This is a genomic window from Virgibacillus sp. 6R, assembly GCF_001895305.1.
Lineage (GTDB): Bacteria > Bacillota > Bacilli > Bacillales > Amphibacillaceae > Virgibacillus > Virgibacillus pantothenticus.
The window spans coordinates 3,728,221-3,745,190 of the sequence record NZ_CP017762.1 but is presented as its reverse complement, the minus strand read 5'-3'; the positions used below and the strand labels follow the sequence as shown (position 1 = coordinate 3,745,190).

Genomic DNA, 16,970 nt, shown 5'->3' with positions numbered 1-16,970 from the left:
TCATTGGATAAATCATTCTTGAAACTATTATGTTCTGCCTGTTAAGCAAATAAACATCAGAGCAAAGGTCTACACTCTGTTTGGGAGCGCAGCTTAAAATTTCTCGTTTGCTAAGTGATAGATAAAGTGAAGCTTCCATCAGTGGAGGATCAAAAAACCCTCCACTGCTTGTTAGTACCGTAATGGTTTGACCTCAAGGCTTATTACGAAATAAGGCATTTAGGTGCGGTTTTCTCCCACTTAGACTTGTTCAGTACAGACTATCCAACTCCTGAAAAAGAAGTCTTACAGCACCTTATTTGTGGAATAAAAATAATTTGGTTTTTGGATGGAATTATCATATGGCTTATGAAAAATATGTGTCGTTGCTGGTGACAGCGGGGGGATTAACCATGCCCATTTACCAGTGACCGTTCTCCCTAGTTTTTGTTCCTGTTTTTCAAATACTGCAAATTGCTTTGTAGCCGTATGGTGATCCACGATCGAAACACCTGCTTGCTTAAACGACTCCAATACAGCAACATTAAGTTCTACCAATGCGCGGTCTTTCCAAAGTGTATTTAAATGCTTCGTATTCAACCCTAACTGTTCAGCTACCAAAGGCAATAGGTTATATCGGTTCTCATCGGCAAGGTTTCTTGCACCGATCTCCGTACCCATATACCAGCCATTAAATGGCGCAGCCACATAATTTAAGCCTCCGATTTCCAACCGCATATCAGAAATAATCGGTACACCATACCATTTTACATCGTGACCGGCGAAAATATCTTCGGTAGGATGGTTAATCGGAACCTCTATTACAATGTTATTGGGTATCTCCATCCATTCGGGCTTACCATGACCATCTTGAATCACTAATGGCAATAGATCAAAAGCTGTCCCTTTCCCTGTCCACCCTAGTTTTTGGCACTGCTTTGTAAATGTTACCGAGGCAGGATCTCCGACAATACCATTCTCTGTTTCATATCCAGCATAACGCATCAGCTGATGATTCCATATTTTAACAGGCTGATGATCATTATTAGCGGGTGCAAAAATGGTAATTAATGGTTTAATTTTCCCACCATTACCTGCATAACGAATGTGCTCAATTAGTTGGGCAAAGACTTCTTCGCTGTTAGTGACTGAACGAGCATCTATAACTTCCATCCGCTCCCAAAACAGCCGACCAATGCAACGATTAGAATTACGCCAAGCTACTTTTGCACCATATGCTAATTCTTCATACGTATGCTCATATGTACCTGTTTTTTCTATATCATGCCGTACCGTTTGTAATCTTGCTTCTAACTGATCCTCTAATCCAAGTTCACGGTGATACAATTGCAAAAACTGTCCTGCTTCTTTCCATAATTGTTCTTGATCGTAATTCATATATTTATCCTCCGATGCTTGAGCTTTTTCCATAGTTTATCAGACGATTTTTCTTCGTGTGTGACAAACTTCCAACATTTTTTCATGTATAAACATTTTATTTTATAAGCAAACTTGTCCACGGATGGATGAACGGAGTGAAGTTCGCTTTAGCTAACTTCAGGTAGTAAAATCGTTTAACTTACGTCTAATCTTGAAAAAATATTGACGTTTATCACTTCTTTCGTTTTTTCTATCTAGTTGTAGTAATATATAGATTGGTAGAATGAATGAGGGAGATTAGAATGGACGATTTACTGCATGATTTACTTAATGAACAGCTTATTTTAGTTTTTGTTATTTTGTTTCTTGGATCATGTTTGGGGCAATTAAAATTTAAAGGAATTGGCTTAGGATCAGCGGGTGTTTTAGTTATTGCGATGATTTTTGGTCACTATGGCTATCAAGTATCGACAGCGATTCAAAATTTAGGTCTTAGCTTATTTATTGTTGCTGTTGGACTACAAGCCGGACCACGGTTTTTCCGGATGATGCGTTCTAATGGAATCGTTTTTTGTCTTATTTCTTTATTTATTGTCATTAGTGCAGTCTTATCATCTGTAGTCGTTGCAAAAGCCTTTGACCTTTCAACGCCGTTAGCGATTGGATTAATGACTGGTGCTTTAACGAATACATCAGGATTAGCGGCAGCTCTTCAAGCAACCAATGACCCCATTGCATCGGTTGGATATGGGATAGCCTATCCGTTTGGTGTGCTTGCAATTATATTATTTGTGCAGCTATTGCCTCGTATAGGCAAAATAAACCTTAAACAGGATTTAGAAGATACAAACAATCCTATAAAGACGGATCATTCACCAGAAGTAATGACATTTAAAGTGACTAATCCAAAACTGCATAAAAAAACATTGCGAGAGCTTGACTTTAGTCGTAAATCCGTTGTGATTAGTCGAGTCATTCGCGGTGATCATACAATGATCGCCCTTCACGATACAACCATTTTATTAGGTGATTACCTAGTTACAGTTGGTGAAGATCATGAACTGAAAACCTTTGGAAAATATGTCGGTGAACCTGTTGATGCAACAATGGACAATCCTGATAATATACAATTACGGAAAATTACGGTTGAAGATGAGGACTTAGTTGGCAAAAGCATTAAAGAACTTAAACTTAGAAGGAAGTATGGAGCAACCGTAACAAGAATTCAGCGAGAAGGAATCGAGCTTAATCAAAATCCAAATACGCCTTTACTTCGTGGAGACGTTTTAACGATGGTAAGTAGCGAAGATCGACTAGATGAAATAGAAAAATGCTTTTCACGAAAAAAACTATCTGTAACTAATATTCATATCTTGTCCATTAGTATTACACTATTAGTAGGCATCTTGGTTGGAATGGTACCAATCCCTATTCCCGGACTTGGTACGATGCAACTTGGTTTAGCAGGCGGGCCCTTAATCGTAGCTTTAATTATTGGTCATTTTGGCAAACTTGGACCGATTCATGTACGATACTATGGACCGGCAATTCATGTTATAAGCGAATTAGGGCTTGTATTATTTTTAGCTGGTGCAGGGACGACAGCAGGACAAGGATTAGTAGAAGTCATTCGAGATCAGGGACTTGAATTAGTTATTAGTGGTACGATTATAACAATGGTAACGATTTTCAGCGGTTATATTGCAGCTAGAAAATTCTTTAAATTTGGGGTTGTGTATTCTCTAGGTACATTGTGTGGCGGTAGAACCTGCACCCCAGGATTAGGAGCTCTTAATCTTCTAATAGATTCAGAAGACCCGGCAATTGCCTATGCTGCTGCTTATCCGTTTTCCCTTATTTTTGGAACCATTGCAGCTCAATTTGTTTTGGTTTTCTATTAACATTTTTATTTACGAATTTGGTGGTTAACAACAGCCGATGTCAAACAGAAAGTGTACATCCAATCTACACCAATAATTTTATATGTAACATCGCTGATACTAAGTTCATTATTACACAAGTAATCACACACGATTTGCTATTTTAACACAAAGCTTCATTTCCCATGTGAAAAATGCAACATGTCTAAAGGGATAAAGTGAAACTTCATTCAAGGAGAGCTTTTCTCCTTGAATGTTATGTTGACAAATCAGGCATTTAGGCACCGTTTCTCTTATTCATCATTATATTGTAAGAGAAATACGGTTCCTTATATGCAGGATAAAGTAAATGATTAGGGATGTTCTACCCTGAGCTGTATTATTTTTTAAACACTTTTTTATTTATGGCATGTTTTTCTACTTCATCCACCAATACGTCATAACCAATTCCTGGGCGATCATTCACTGTTAGGATGCCATTTTCCGCAACTACTTCAGGTACAATGATATCCTTCTCCCAATATCTGGATGATGATGCCGTATCTCCGGGCAATGTAAAATTAGCAAGCGAAGCAATAGCGATATTATGTGCACGTCCAATTCCAGATTCCAGCATCCCTCCACACCATAATGGAATACCAGCCTGTTCACATAAATCATGAATCCGTTTTGACTCTGTCAGTCCTCCCACACGACCAATCTTCAAATTAATAATTTTACAGCTCCCTAAAGCAATCGCTTGACGAGCGTCTTCATAGGAATGAATACTTTCATCTAAACACACAGGTGTTTTAATTTCCTTTTGTAATTTTGCATGGTCGATAATGTCACCAGCTGCAAGCGGTTGTTCGATCATCATTAACTTAAACTCATCCAATGCTTTTAATGTTCCAATATCTGCAAGCGTATAAGCAGAGTTTGCATCTACCATTAATGGTATTTCAGGAAAATGTTTGCGTACTTCTCGAACAACGTCAACATCCTTACCTGGTTTAATTTTAATTTTAATTCGTTTGTAGCCTTCATCCACTTTTCCTTGAATATTCTCTAGCAACTTTTCATAACTATCCTCTATTCCTAGACTAATACCTACTTCAATATGTTTTTTTGTTCCCCCTAGCATTGTAGATAAAGATTTGCCCTGTTGCTTTGCATATAAATCCCATACCGCACCTTCAAGGGCTGACTTAGCCATATAATTTCGCTTATACGGTTTATACAGATATTGAAGGTCATCTGGATGACTTATTTCTTGTTTCAACGCCTCAGGAATTAGAAATTGTTCCAGCATGGACCAGCTTTGCTGTGTAAATTCCTCACTATAAAGCGGTCGTTCAGAAGCTACCCCTTCTCCCCAGCCAGAAAGTCCACTGGAATCCTTCACTTCAACTAGTAAAAAATCACGATCCTGCTCTGTTCCAAAGCTAGTTGTAAATGGGTGTTTCATTCTCATTTGCATGTGATACAATTTAATTTCGCTAATATTCATCATCTATCCGCTCCCTTATCCGCTATTAGCTTCAATAACTCTGCTTTAGCAATCTCATGTAACCATGATTGATAAACGCTTATCATGAAGACTTAGTTTCTATGTTACCATGTATCTTCTCTTCATGGTTTTTAGACCATTTACAGTAAACCTATTAAATTTCCTCTTTCTGCTTTGTATTAGACACAAATTCATTCCTTTTATAAAGCACTCCTTACACAGGCCCCCAACCAATCCATACCGCTACTGTTAAATAAATGACACCAATTAAAAACCAAATGATTACAAGTGGCATAATAAATTTTATCCACTTCACCCAGGAAACACCAGCTATCGCCAAAGTTGCCATTAGAATTCCGGAAATAGGAGTAATAACATTCGAAAATCCATCTCCTAGCTTATATGCTTGAACCGCTACCTGCCTTGGGATTTCCATCATATCAGCTAAAGGTGTCATAATTGGCATGACGATGACTGCTTGTCCACTCCCAGAGGAAACAATTATATTAAACAGAAAATTAGCTAAAAACATCATATTTGCTCCCAAAACACTTGTGAACGGATCCATAACTGTAGCCATTCCTTGAACAATCGTATCCAAAATTTGACCGTTCTCCAAAACAACAACAATGGAACGAGCCATACCAATTATTAATGCTCCATAAACTAACCCTCTGCAACCGTTAAAGAATTGTGTTACCAGCTCATTCGGGTGAATCCGAGCAATTACCGCTGTTCCAATGGCAATGACGATAAACATGGCAGCCATTTGGTTTAATGACCATTCATACTGGAAAACACCAAAAACATAGATTGCTATTCCAATGCCAAGCCATGCCAATACAAGTTTATGAACTATTGTTAGTTGTGTGGGAACACTTGCAACATCCTTTTCCCCTGATTTTGGAAATGGGTTGTCTCCTAACACACTTTTCAACGGATCTTTTTTAATCCGATTGGCATACCACCAAATATAGCCAATTGTAGAAGCAAGTACAGTTAAATAAATTAAAATTCGAAATCCAATACCAGAGAACAGAGGAACTTGAGCTATTTCCTGAGCCATTCCAGTCGTTAATGGATCAAGAAACGCAGTGTTAAATCCTGCATAAGCACCTAAGTAAATAATGGATATTCCAACAATGGCATCTAGTTTCATAGAACGAGCAAGGATAATTCCAATTGGTATAAATGCAATAACTGCATTTACAATAATACCTAAGGCTCCGAATATCGAAAATAACGTACAAACAAGAATAATCAGTAAATATTCCTTATTCTTGGTTTTATTAATCGTCTTCATAATCAAAGCGTCAATTGCCCCTGTATACTCGATTACTCCAAAGGCACCACCAATAATAAGTACTAAAAAGATAAGCCCAGCTGAATCAATCATTCCCTGCTGTATAGATGTAAATACATCAATAAATGATGTCGGTTGCTGCTCTGTTTGTTGATAGCTATCTGGTACTACTGTTGTAATATCATTAACTGTCTCCCTTTCAAAACTTCCTGATGGGATTACATATGTAGCAATTGCTGCTAGTACCAAAATAGTAAATAAAATAACATAAGCATCTGGCAAACCGAGCTTTTTCTTCCCCTTTTGTTTGAATCCTGGTGAATTTTCCATGTTACCCTCCTAATTTTCATAATTTTATCAACTTGCATTGTATTATAATAAAGGATATAATTTATTTCAACATTTAATAAAGCTAATACTTCAAAAAGGTTAACAAACGTAAAATTACTACTATTCTTTTATTTCAATACTATGAAAGGAGATAGTCGATATGACTGACATAGAGCAAAAAGTTAAACAAACTTTTCAGTACTTGCATACACATGCAGAAATTAGCTGGGAGGAAACTGAAACTACGAGATACATTGCAAATATCCTAAAAGAAAACGGCTGTGAAGTCTCGACGTTTCCAGATCATACTGGTGTTATTGGTCGATTTGGCAACTTTGAAAAAGGTCTGCCAGTTGTAGCGATTCGAGCAGATATGGACGCGCTTTGGCAGGAAGTGAACGGTACGTTTCAAGCAAACCATTCTTGTGGGCATGATGCACATATGGCAATGGTGTTAGGTGTGTTGTGGGAATTAAAAGAGAACTCTGCTTTACATGAAAGCATTGCGATTAAGTTTATTTTTCAACCTGCTGAAGAGAAAGGTACCGGTGCGTTAAAAATGGTGGAAAAGGGAGTTGTAGAGGATGCCGATTATTTATTCGGCGTTCACTTGCGTCCCAAGCAAGAAACAGCTATGCACCATGCAGCGCCAGTCATTGTCCATGGAGCTGCTAAAACGTATCAGGCCAAAATTAAAGGCGTAGACGCACACGGAGCTAGACCACATTTAACTACGAATGCGATTGAAGTAGGCGCACAGATCGTACAATTGCTAAACAAGATACATTTAGATCCAACCATTCCTCATTCTGTAAAAATGACTAATTTTCAAGCTGGTGGCAAAAGCACGAATATTATTCCTGGGAATGCTTCTTTTGCGATTGATATGCGAGCACAAACGAATGAAGCAATGAATGAACTCGACAAACAAGTAATAGCAATTTTTGAGTCTTTACAAAGCCTTTACCCTATTGAGATAGAAATTATAGAAAATCATGGAATTGCTGCAGCCAAAACAAATCAGGAAGCGATCTCCATAATGGAAACAGCAATTACCAATGTATTGGGTAAGGAAGCTATCGTGCCTCCATTAATTACTCCCGGTGGAGATGATTTTCATTTCTATACCATCAAGAAGCCCGAATTAAAAGCGACCATGTTAGGACTTGGCTGTGATTTAACTCCAGGATTACACCATCCACAGATGACATTTAATCGGGAGGCGCTTATGAATGGTGTTCATATTTTGTTAGAAGCAGTTCGAGAGGTATATCAAGTCTGATAAAGGAAACATTCAGTAGGAGTTTCTTCCCTCTCCTACTGAACGTTACACTACAAGAGTATGACCTAAAAGCCTTTGAGCGAATCGGTCATTTAGTTGCCATTTTCCCCGTTTAAACTCTTTTGTATAAATGCACCCCTTTAAAGTGGGGACCTACGACACCTTACATGCGAGATAAAAATAACTTTTCAATCCGTGAAGTTTTTTATTTCCCTCTTACTACTAATTGGCTTGTTGGGTTACACTTATTCTTATTGGTTTCACCTCGAGCATGGAACGACAAGTATTACCGCCGGCTACACGCGTGATAAACTGAGCCTATTTTACTTTAAATACATCCCAAATATAGGCACTTTTTTTCATGCTTTGATCATTTACTGCTCGTAATTTTTTTCTTGCCTCCCTCCCCCAGCTTTTTACTGCATCCTCGGAAACTCCTTCTTGTTCAGAAATCGATTTTATAGAGCGCTCTTGCAATAAAAATTGCTGAAACCATTTTAATTGATTTCTGCTTAACAACTGTTGCGCTTGTTCGATAATGGGCTCTATGTCCATTTCCTGCCCTGTTAGAGGTTGGACAAATTGCCTTTGGCTGCCAGTCTTATAATAGTTTCCGCTTGTCCCCATGTTTTTTTGTATTGCTATATAGGCATTTAACCGTTCCTGTTCCTTCCCCTTTTTACGAATTAAATCTATCAATCGATTTCGGATGGTATAATTAAAATAGGTTGCCATCGGTCCTTTATCTGGTTGATATGTTTCATAAGCATTCCACATAGCTACTAAACCTTCCTGATAAAACTCTTGATGTGGATCGCGAATATTTAATTTATGCAACTGGTAATAAATTCTCCGTTCATTCTGCTTTACAATTTCTTCAAATGTTATGTGAGAGTTATATTTTTTATCCTCCATAATTCATCCCTCCAATAAAATACCTTCACTTCTATTTTCGTAATTTAGCTTCATGAAGTGGCAAAAAATTGGAAATCTACTGACGATTATACAAAAGTTTTCCTTTATTTAAGATATCGTGTCTTCAACCTAAATTTTTGCAGTAAAACCAACATAAGGATATATCAAGCGGTTCCAATACTCACTTGTACATGGAAGCTTGAAAAATTATTGAACAATCAGAGGGAAAGGAAGATTTTATAGGTGATTGTAGTAAAATAGAGTGTAGGAATGAAAGAGGAGAGAAAAATGGAATCTTTACTACATGATCTACTCAATGAACAACTTATTTTAGTTTTTGCTATTTTACTTATTGGCTCCTTCCTTGGCCAAATTAAATTAAAGGGACTAAGCTTCGGATCTGCTGGAGTATTACTTGTTGCTATGGTTTTTGGGCATTTTGGGTACCAAGTATCACCAATCATTCAAAATTTAGGATTAAGCCTATTTATTGTAGCAATTGGCTTGCAAGCTGGGCCGCGATTTTTCCGAATGATCCGTTCCAACGGCATCATATTTTGTGGTATTTCTTTATTTATTGTCACTAGCGCAGTAGTAACCACTGTTATTGTTGCAAAATTTTTTGATCTTTCAGCACCATTAAGTGTTGGATTGATGACTGGTGCATTAACAAGTACACCGGGTTTAGCTGCTGCATTACAGGCAACCAACGATCCTATAACCTCCGTCGGTTATGGAATCGGCTACCCTTTCGGCGTACTGGCTATTATATTATTTGTTCAGCTTTTACCCCGTTTTAGTAAAGTAGACCTAATAAAAGATTTGGAGGAGACGAATAACCCAATAAAAAATGAACATTCTCCTGAAGTGATGTCTTTTAAAGTTACAAACCCGAACCTCCATAAAAGAACATTAAAAGAGCTTGCTGTCAGTAAAAAGGATGTTGTGATCAGCAGAATTATTCGTAATGGGCACACAATGATTGCTCTAAGTGATACTCCTGTATTAATGGGGGATAGTCTAGTTACTGTTGGCGAAGAAAAAGAACTGAAATCATTTGGTAATTTCGTTGGTCTACAAGTGAATACCCAGCTTGAAAACCCAGATAATATACAATTCAAGAAAGTAACCGTAGAAGACGATACAATCGTTGGAAAAAGCATTAAAGAGCTGAAGCTCCGAAAAAAATATGGAGCGACAGTGACCAGAATAGAACGAGAAGGACTGGAACTAAATCAACATCCAAATATGCGCTTACTTCGTGGTGATGTATTAACAATCGTTAGCACAGAAGATCGATTAAACCAGGTAGCAAAACTATTCTCACGAAAAAACATGACAGTTACCAATGTTCATATTTTCTCGATTAGTATAACACTATTATTAGGAATCATAGTTGGTATGCTTCCTATATATATTCCAGGACTAGGAACCATCAAACTTGGAATAGCAGGTGGGCCTCTCTTTGTCGCCTTGATTATTGGTCATTTTGGTAATATCGGTCCGATCCATGTACGCTATTACGCGCCTGCAAATCATGTCATTCGTGAATTAGGTCTAGTATTATTTCTAGCGGGTGCAGGCACAACAGCGGGACATGGTCTCGTAAGTGTAATTCAAACAGAAGGCATAAAACTTGCAGTAGGAGGAACAATCATCACTCTTGTTCCAATCTTTTTCGGTTATGTAGCAGCGAAAAAACTGTTTAAGCTTAGTATTGTGCATTCACTTGGATCACTTTGTGGAGGCAGGACGAGCACACCAGCTTTAGGTGCATTAAACCAAGTAGTTGACTCAGATGATGCCATTATTGCCTACGCTGCCGCCTACCCCTTTTCTCTTATTTTTGTCGCTATCTCAACACAATTAATGATGTTTTTTCTATAATTACATGCTCATTAATGAACAATAAATGTTTATTTCACTAGCTTTGTAATCCAATAGAAGCAGTTATTAAAAGTCGATTTATTACTAGATTTTTAAAAACATACATTCAACTTTGAACAAAATATAACGGCTATCTTTTCCCAAAAACGATAGCCGCATTTTTTTTGTAGACTATAATATGATTTAAACTTCAACTTATCCCACTTTCATTTATAATTCTTTACAATGCTTTAACCAATTATTTACAGTCCCTCCAGTATACTTGTACATATACGTACATAGGGAGGGTAATGAATGGCAAAAAGCAACGTCCGTGCAATACTTTCAGCATTAATTGCTATTATGGTTGTAATCACTAACTTCTTGCAATCAACAACTATTGCTTATGCAGCTGTTTCCACACCGAAAATGGAAGTGACGACAGGAGAACAGAATCAAGAAAAACAATTATCGCCAAAAGAGAAAAGCACTCTAGACAGATCCGAAGAAGCTAGTAAAGAACCGCTAACGATTCAACATGAGCCAACGAAAGCTATTGCCTATATGGAAAATCACCAATTAGTAGTGACCATACCTCATGCAGAAAAAGCAACCCTGTTTTATCAAACAACCAATGTTTCAGAGCCAGTAAAAGTGGAAATGAGGAAAGAGAATAATGGAGAGTTTATGGCAACCGTTCCAGCTGCAGCACTTTGGGCTGAAAATATAACGTACTGGTTTGAAGCAACAACAGATAGAGAGCAAGTAAAAACAGATACGTATACTGTACCTGTCCAAGTGCAAAGTAGTCATAACGTTGCAGCACTACCAAAGCTAATGGTCACAGAGGCTACATTTGGAAAGCAGCCATTTATTGAAATTTATAACCATACAACATTACCTATTAACTTGCAAAGCTATGCTCTTTTTCTAGGGGAAGAAAAAGTCTCCTTTGAGCACTCAAAAAACATTCCATCAGGAAAAAGTCATATTATTTGGTTTGCAAATGATGATCAGAAAATTGAAAATTTCAACCGTTATTATGGGACCAACCTAAGTGATGAACATGTAACGGCAGTAAGCGCAGTCCCATTTCCTACAACAGATCAAAAGATTACCTTACGAGATAAAAACAAAAATGATATAGTGACGGAAGGAAACATCACTGTCGCTGAAAAGACGACAGGACAGCTTTTTTATTACACAAATCAAAAAACATGGATCGATGGTGGTTTTACGACAAAAGCTACTCCAGGTGAGATTCTGGTAGGACAAGTTCCTTCTGAGCGCATAGAGGTTGAAGAAAACCAGATAGAAAGTAACCAAGAAAATGAATCAGCAGAAGATTCAACTGCAAACCAGCAAAATAAACAACAACCATTAAATGAGTCAAAACCAGAGGAAAAGAAACAAACGGAGTTGGCTAGCAAAGAAAGCATTCTTCAACATGAGCCGATAAAGCAAGCATCAAACACAAAAGATCTTACTATCGAAGCAACTGCTTCAGATGATGTAACACAGCTTTCACTCCAATTCCAAACCGGACAACAAATGAAAATAGAAGAATTGCCGTTTACAAAAGCTGCAGAATCAAACACCTTTTCAGCTACTGTGCCTAAAGAAATGCTTTGGTCACCAAACTTTTTCTATCAAATCGTTGGTAAAACGATGGATGGTACAGAGATAACCTATCCGGAAAAAGAATTCATACATGTGAACGTAGAACAAACGGAGGAAATGGATACACAAACCGTACCCCCCATATTAATTACCGAAGTCACTCCAGATACATCGAATATAAATAAGCAAGATGGCTTTGAATTTATTGAAATCTATAACAATACAAATCAAGCTATTCATATGAACGATTATCAATTAATCTACCGCTACCCAGATGGAAAACCTGATCAAATATGGGAGATTACCGAAGACAAAGAAATCAAGCCACAGGAGAGATTTATTGTTTGGATTAAAAACGAAGGTAATCAAGATAAAACATTGGCAAATTTCAATGCTCACTATGGTTTAAATTTGTCCGAAAGCCATGTAACAGAAATTCAAAGTGATGGGATGTCTAACAGCGGAGCACGTACATTAATCGTTGCAGATAATTTCAATAATGAAATAGTTTCAGCAACGTACAATGATACGAATCAAGATGACACACACCCTGATCAAGGAATTGTTTATCATTATCCAAAACAAGGTTCCAGTATGAAAAAAGCTGGTATCGGTGAAACAATTACGCCCTTAACAATTGTACCTGGTCAAGTTCCAAAACAACCTGTCAGAATTGATGAAACCGGAAAAAAACCTAGTGTCGATGAGCCTGAATTTACGCTTAATGACGAAGCTCTTACGGTTAAGGTTAACATAACATCAAAGCAACCATTGTTAGGAGCCACGCTTTCCATTTCACAAAGCGACAAAACGAAATATCAAACATGGCAATTAGAAGCTTCCAAAGAGGAACCAACAACATATTCAGTGAAGATACCTCGGGAAGAAATATGGAGTAAAAATATAACGTATTATTTTGCTGCTTCCAACAAGGCTGGAGAAACCAAAACAGAGATAAAGTCTTATCAGCTACCAACAGAAGCAATAGACTATCAGCAAGTGCCACCACTAATTATTACTGAATCAACCCCAGACACGACAAATAGTAATGGGGCCGATGCCTACGAATTTATAGAAGTATATAACAACACAACGGAAGCAATTAACTTTAAGGACTACTTAATTCGTTACCGATATCCAAACACGGGAGCAGGAAATGATTTGCTTTGGGGACCGAAAGAAGAGGAGCAAGTTATTATTCCATCTGGTGAAACTGTCGTATTTTGGATTATTAATCACGGAAATACCGAAAAATCAGCAGCTGATTTCAATAGTAACTACGGTACAAATTTAACAGAAGGTAGAAACCTGTTTAAAATGTATAATAATGGCATGGCAAATAGCAGTCATCGTACATTAGTTGTTGCTACTAAAACAGGTAAAGAGCTTTCATATTCAAGTTATAACGATGAGCTTGGTGTCGATGATACAACAGCAAATAAAGGGATTATCTACCGTTATCCTACAGATGGCGGTTTGCACACAACAAAAATAAGTGCAGGAAAATGGGATGCTACACCTGGTTCTATTTTAACCGAACAAGTACCTGGTAAGAAAGTGATGCTGCCAAAAGATACCGAAAAACCTGTGATCGAAACTACAACTGAAAAAGAGGCAATTACTTCTGAACAACCAGTTACACTATCAGCAACGATTACCGATAATGTGGATGTTAAATCCGTATCTATTCACTATCGTACAGATAATGGAGAATTTCGAAAAGTTAACTTGGAAACACAACCAAATAACCACTATGAGCACATCGTTTATGAGCCTGAGTTAATTGGTAAAAAGACATTAGAGTACTATTTCGTAGCTAGTGATGGAGAAAATAAATCAACTTCTGCTACGAGTACAATGGATATTAATAACCCTTCTATGCAAGACGGACTACGTCTGAACGTCCAAGATAAAGAACTTCTTTCTGGAGAAAAAGTGATTAAAGCAACAGCTGATGAAGCAAAAGATGAACCGAGCCTATTCATTGATCAACAGAAAGTAAAAAACACCTTTAAAGCTATAGAGGCAGATGCTTATTTTGCATTTGATGTAAAAGAAACAAATATTTACTTTAAAAATGGTGTCGCCATGGGAGATGAAATTCTCCACGTCTTTGATGATACGTATACAAAGTTCACCACTTTAACTATTCCTGTTTCTGCTGATAAATTAAAGCAAGGGGAAAACACAATCTCCATTCGAGCAGGTAACAAAGTTGGACCGTTTGATGAAACGTCCAAAGAAAACCGTGATGATTTTACCATTAAAAATATTCGTTTAGTTCTATCAGACGGGACAACAATTTATGACCCAGCTTACAGTGATCCAGATCAAGATTACTCCATTGGAGATAGTACGGGTAAAAAACCTGTTTACGATTTCACGTTCACATTGGATCAAGCGACATTTGCTTCCACTGCCTATGTGTTTAATACAACTACGGTCCAAGATGGAGAACATGAAATAAAAACAGTATTAGGTAATGACGAAGTAACAAAACATGTTGTTACAGATAACACCGCCCCAATCATAACTCCTTCTATCAAAGACAGAGAAACATACAAGGGGGATTTTACCATTGATGCAGAGGTGAATGACGCAACGAGTGGGGTTCAGTCTGTAACTGCACAATTGGATGGGGAATATATATCTTTACCTTATAACACCTCTTCCTCTCTTTTAGACCCTGGAAAACATGAAATCACCTATCAAGCTACTGATGAAGCAAGTAATATTGCAGAAAAGAAAATTACGTTTCATGTAGTGGAAGAGCACCCGCTATTACCAGATTGGCTAGGCTCTGATTTTGAAAACACAAGTGCAAATCTTTCTGTTACCGTAAAAGATCCAACCAATGATGTCATGGATGTTGATTTTTATCAATCCTACCAATATACGGCAGAAGATGCTAACATGGTAATTTCCCAAAATGCGACAGACACGGAGCCACCAAAAAGCTATCTTCCGGATGGCGAAGCAAGGTTAACAGATGCCCAACTTAAACAATTGCAGGCAGTAGATGGTAAAACAATAGATACTACATCGGATTATCAATTTCCTTATCACCGTTTTGATGTTACGGTTGATAAAAAGGTAGATCCGACTGATGAAGTAGAAATTGTTTGGAATGGTTCTTCCCTTGAAGGTCGAAAAGTAACGATGTATGCTTGGAATTATGCAACAAGTGAGTGGGATGCCCTCGTATCCACCATTGCTGGAAAAGAAGCATTTGAACTTATTGGTTCAGTACAAGGTACAGAATATATGCAAGATCAAAAAGTCAGTGTTATTGTCCAAGATCAAATTGCTAATCTTGGAGAAAACTTCAGCTTTGTTTGGATGGCAGATACCCAGTATTACTCAGAAAGCTATCCTTATATTTACGAAAAGCAAACAGAATGGATTGCTGAAAACAAAGAAGCTTTAAATATTGAGTATGTTTTCCATTCAGGTGACCTCGTAAATGTGTACGATGACCTAGAACAGTGGGATGTTGCTGACCGTTCGATGCAAACATTAGACAATGCTAATATTCCTTACGGCGTGGTTGCAGGAAATCACGATGTGAACAATAAAAGCCGTGACTATAGTTACTATGGGCAATTCTTTGGCGAAGATCGCTTTAAAAATAATGCCTATTATGGGGGATCATTTAAGGATAATCGCGGGCATTATGATTTAATGTCTGTGAATGGAATGGATTTTATTATGGTTCATCTTGGTTGGGGAATTGAAGAAGATGGAATAGAATGGTTAAACGATGTTTTACAAGCCCACCCAAATCGCAAAGCTATTCTTAATGTGCATGAATATCTTCTAGCGACTGGAAGCAGAAGCCCTACTGGCGATCAACTGTTTGAAGAAGTCGTTGTTCCAAATGAAAATGTGTTTGCCGTCTTATCCGGCCATTATCATAACGCTCAAACATTAATAGATGAAATGGATGACAATGGAGATGGAATTGCTGATCGTACTGTTTATCAAATGCTAGCAGACTATCAGGGTGGCCCTGAAGGTGGGCAAGGGTATTTACGTATATTGAACTTCAATATGAATACAAACCAAATTGGTGTGGAGACATATTCACCATACTTGGACGATTATAACTATTATGATCCAGAAGAATATCCTGAAAAAGATGAATTCTCATTTGACTTTAATATGTCGGCACAAACAAAGCAAGTAGCCACAGATTATGTGGAAGTAAATGTATATACGGATGAAAAAATTGGTTCCGTAAAAGATGTGCCTAGCGGTGAAAAAGCATCCGTTGTTTGGGAGGGATTAGATCCAAATAGTGAATACTTCTGGTATGCCGTAGCTTCCGACCAATACGGTGGAGAAACGCGCTCTGATATTTGGAGCTTCCTAACCGTTGACGGAGAGATTGTGGAACCTGAAAAGCCAGAAGAGCCTAAAAATCCGGAAAGGCCTTCGACCGAAGATAATGGAGGTGGAAAGGACCAAAATGACCAAGGGTCCACCGGTACTGTTCCGAGCGAGGATGACAAAGACGAAGAAAAACCAATTATTGAACAACCAACCGCAGATAATCAAGAAGATAATGATATGGATAAGGATGACACCGAAGTGCCAACGATTGAAAATACCTCCAATCATAACGATTCAGACTCATCCTTGCCAAATACAGCAACAAATATGTTTCATGCTTTATTTATTGGGTTGTTGCTATTGCTTTTGGGATCAATAGTTTGGCTCATTCACTTACATCGTAAAAAGCGCCAAGCTTTAAGTTAAATGGATATAACCGGCAGCCTTGATAGGCTTCCGGTTTTTCCAAGAACAAAGGCGCGGGGCGCCCGTTTAGCAACGTAGCGAATGGAACAAATCAACTAAAGATTTAGGAATCATGCCACCAAAGCAGGGGTATGCCGACGTCTGGGGCGACAAGTCCGTTTTAGTCGA

8 protein-coding genes are annotated in these 16,970 nt (G+C 37.9%); 4 read left to right on the top strand and 4 right to left on the bottom strand.

What is annotated here, in order from left to right; all coding sequences use genetic code 11:
- Positions 1–285: 285 nt before the first annotated feature.
- Positions 286–1,377 (bottom strand): nitric oxide synthase oxygenase, encoded by a 1,092-nt coding sequence (locus BKP57_RS16970; RefSeq protein WP_050352114.1) that lies wholly within the window; start codon positions 1,375–1,377, stop codon positions 286–288.
- Positions 1,378–1,661: 284 nt separating this feature from the next.
- On the opposite strand from BKP57_RS16970, the gene BKP57_RS16965 reads away from it, so the two are divergent.
- Complete coding sequence (locus BKP57_RS16965; RefSeq protein WP_050352113.1) at positions 1,662–3,260, top strand: aspartate:alanine exchanger family transporter; 1,599 nt, start codon at positions 1,662–1,664, stop codon at positions 3,258–3,260.
- 358 nt (positions 3,261–3,618) lie between these two features.
- On the opposite strand, the gene menC is transcribed toward BKP57_RS16965, so the two are convergent.
- Together menC and BKP57_RS16955 are read right to left on the bottom strand one after the other, a co-directional pair.
- Positions 3,619–4,728 carry an o-succinylbenzoate synthase gene (gene menC, locus BKP57_RS16960; RefSeq protein WP_050353486.1) on the bottom strand — a complete coding sequence of 370 codons (1,110 nt, stop codon included), beginning with the start codon at positions 4,726–4,728 and terminating at the stop codon, positions 3,619–3,621.
- 214 nt (positions 4,729–4,942) lie between these two features.
- The gene (locus BKP57_RS16955) at positions 4,943–6,361 is read right to left on the bottom strand and encodes a YfcC family protein (protein ID WP_050352112.1); all 1,419 of its coding nucleotides are present in this window, start codon (positions 6,359–6,361) and stop codon (positions 4,943–4,945) included.
- A 160-nt stretch (positions 6,362–6,521) separates the two neighbouring features.
- On the opposite strand from BKP57_RS16955, the gene BKP57_RS16950 reads away from it, so the two are divergent.
- On the top strand, positions 6,522–7,643 hold the full coding sequence (locus BKP57_RS16950; protein WP_050352111.1) for a M20 peptidase aminoacylase family protein: 1,122 nt from the start codon (positions 6,522–6,524) through the stop codon (positions 7,641–7,643).
- A gap of 318 nt (positions 7,644–7,961) precedes the next feature.
- Here BKP57_RS16950 and BKP57_RS16945 read toward each other — a convergent pair whose 3' ends face one another.
- Positions 7,962–8,558, bottom strand: a complete 597-nt coding sequence (locus tag BKP57_RS16945) for a sigma-70 family RNA polymerase sigma factor (protein ID WP_050352110.1) — start codon at positions 8,556–8,558, stop codon at positions 7,962–7,964.
- A 288-nt stretch (positions 8,559–8,846) separates the two neighbouring features.
- On the opposite strand from BKP57_RS16945, the gene BKP57_RS16940 reads away from it, so the two are divergent.
- On the top strand, positions 8,847–10,445 hold the full coding sequence (locus BKP57_RS16940) for an aspartate:alanine exchanger family transporter (RefSeq protein WP_072742045.1): 1,599 nt from the start codon (positions 8,847–8,849) through the stop codon (positions 10,443–10,445).
- Between the two features lie 294 nt (positions 10,446–10,739).
- Positions 10,740–16,802, top strand: coding sequence for a lamin tail domain-containing metallophosphoesterase family protein (locus tag BKP57_RS16935; protein WP_072742044.1), 6,063 nt, complete (start codon positions 10,740–10,742; stop codon positions 16,800–16,802).
- Positions 16,803–16,970 lie beyond the last annotated feature (168 nt).

Coding starts and splice junctions, on each gene's coding strand:
- BKP57_RS16970 (WP_050352114.1), bottom strand. CDS start 1,377: ATGAATTACGATCAAGAACAATTATGGAAAGAAGCAGGACAGTTTTTG.
- BKP57_RS16965 (WP_050352113.1), top strand. CDS start 1,662: ATGGACGATTTACTGCATGATTTACTTAATGAACAGCTTATTTTAGTT.
- menC (WP_050353486.1), bottom strand. CDS start 4,728: ATGAATATTAGCGAAATTAAATTGTATCACATGCAAATGAGAATGAAA.
- BKP57_RS16955 (WP_050352112.1), bottom strand. CDS start 6,361: ATGGAAAATTCACCAGGATTCAAACAAAAGGGGAAGAAAAAGCTCGGT.
- BKP57_RS16950 (WP_050352111.1), top strand. CDS start 6,522: ATGACTGACATAGAGCAAAAAGTTAAACAAACTTTTCAGTACTTGCAT.
- BKP57_RS16945 (WP_050352110.1), bottom strand. CDS start 8,558: ATGGAGGATAAAAAATATAACTCTCACATAACATTTGAAGAAATTGTA.
- BKP57_RS16940 (WP_072742045.1), top strand. CDS start 8,847: ATGGAATCTTTACTACATGATCTACTCAATGAACAACTTATTTTAGTT.
- BKP57_RS16935 (WP_072742044.1), top strand. CDS start 10,740: ATGGCAAAAAGCAACGTCCGTGCAATACTTTCAGCATTAATTGCTATT.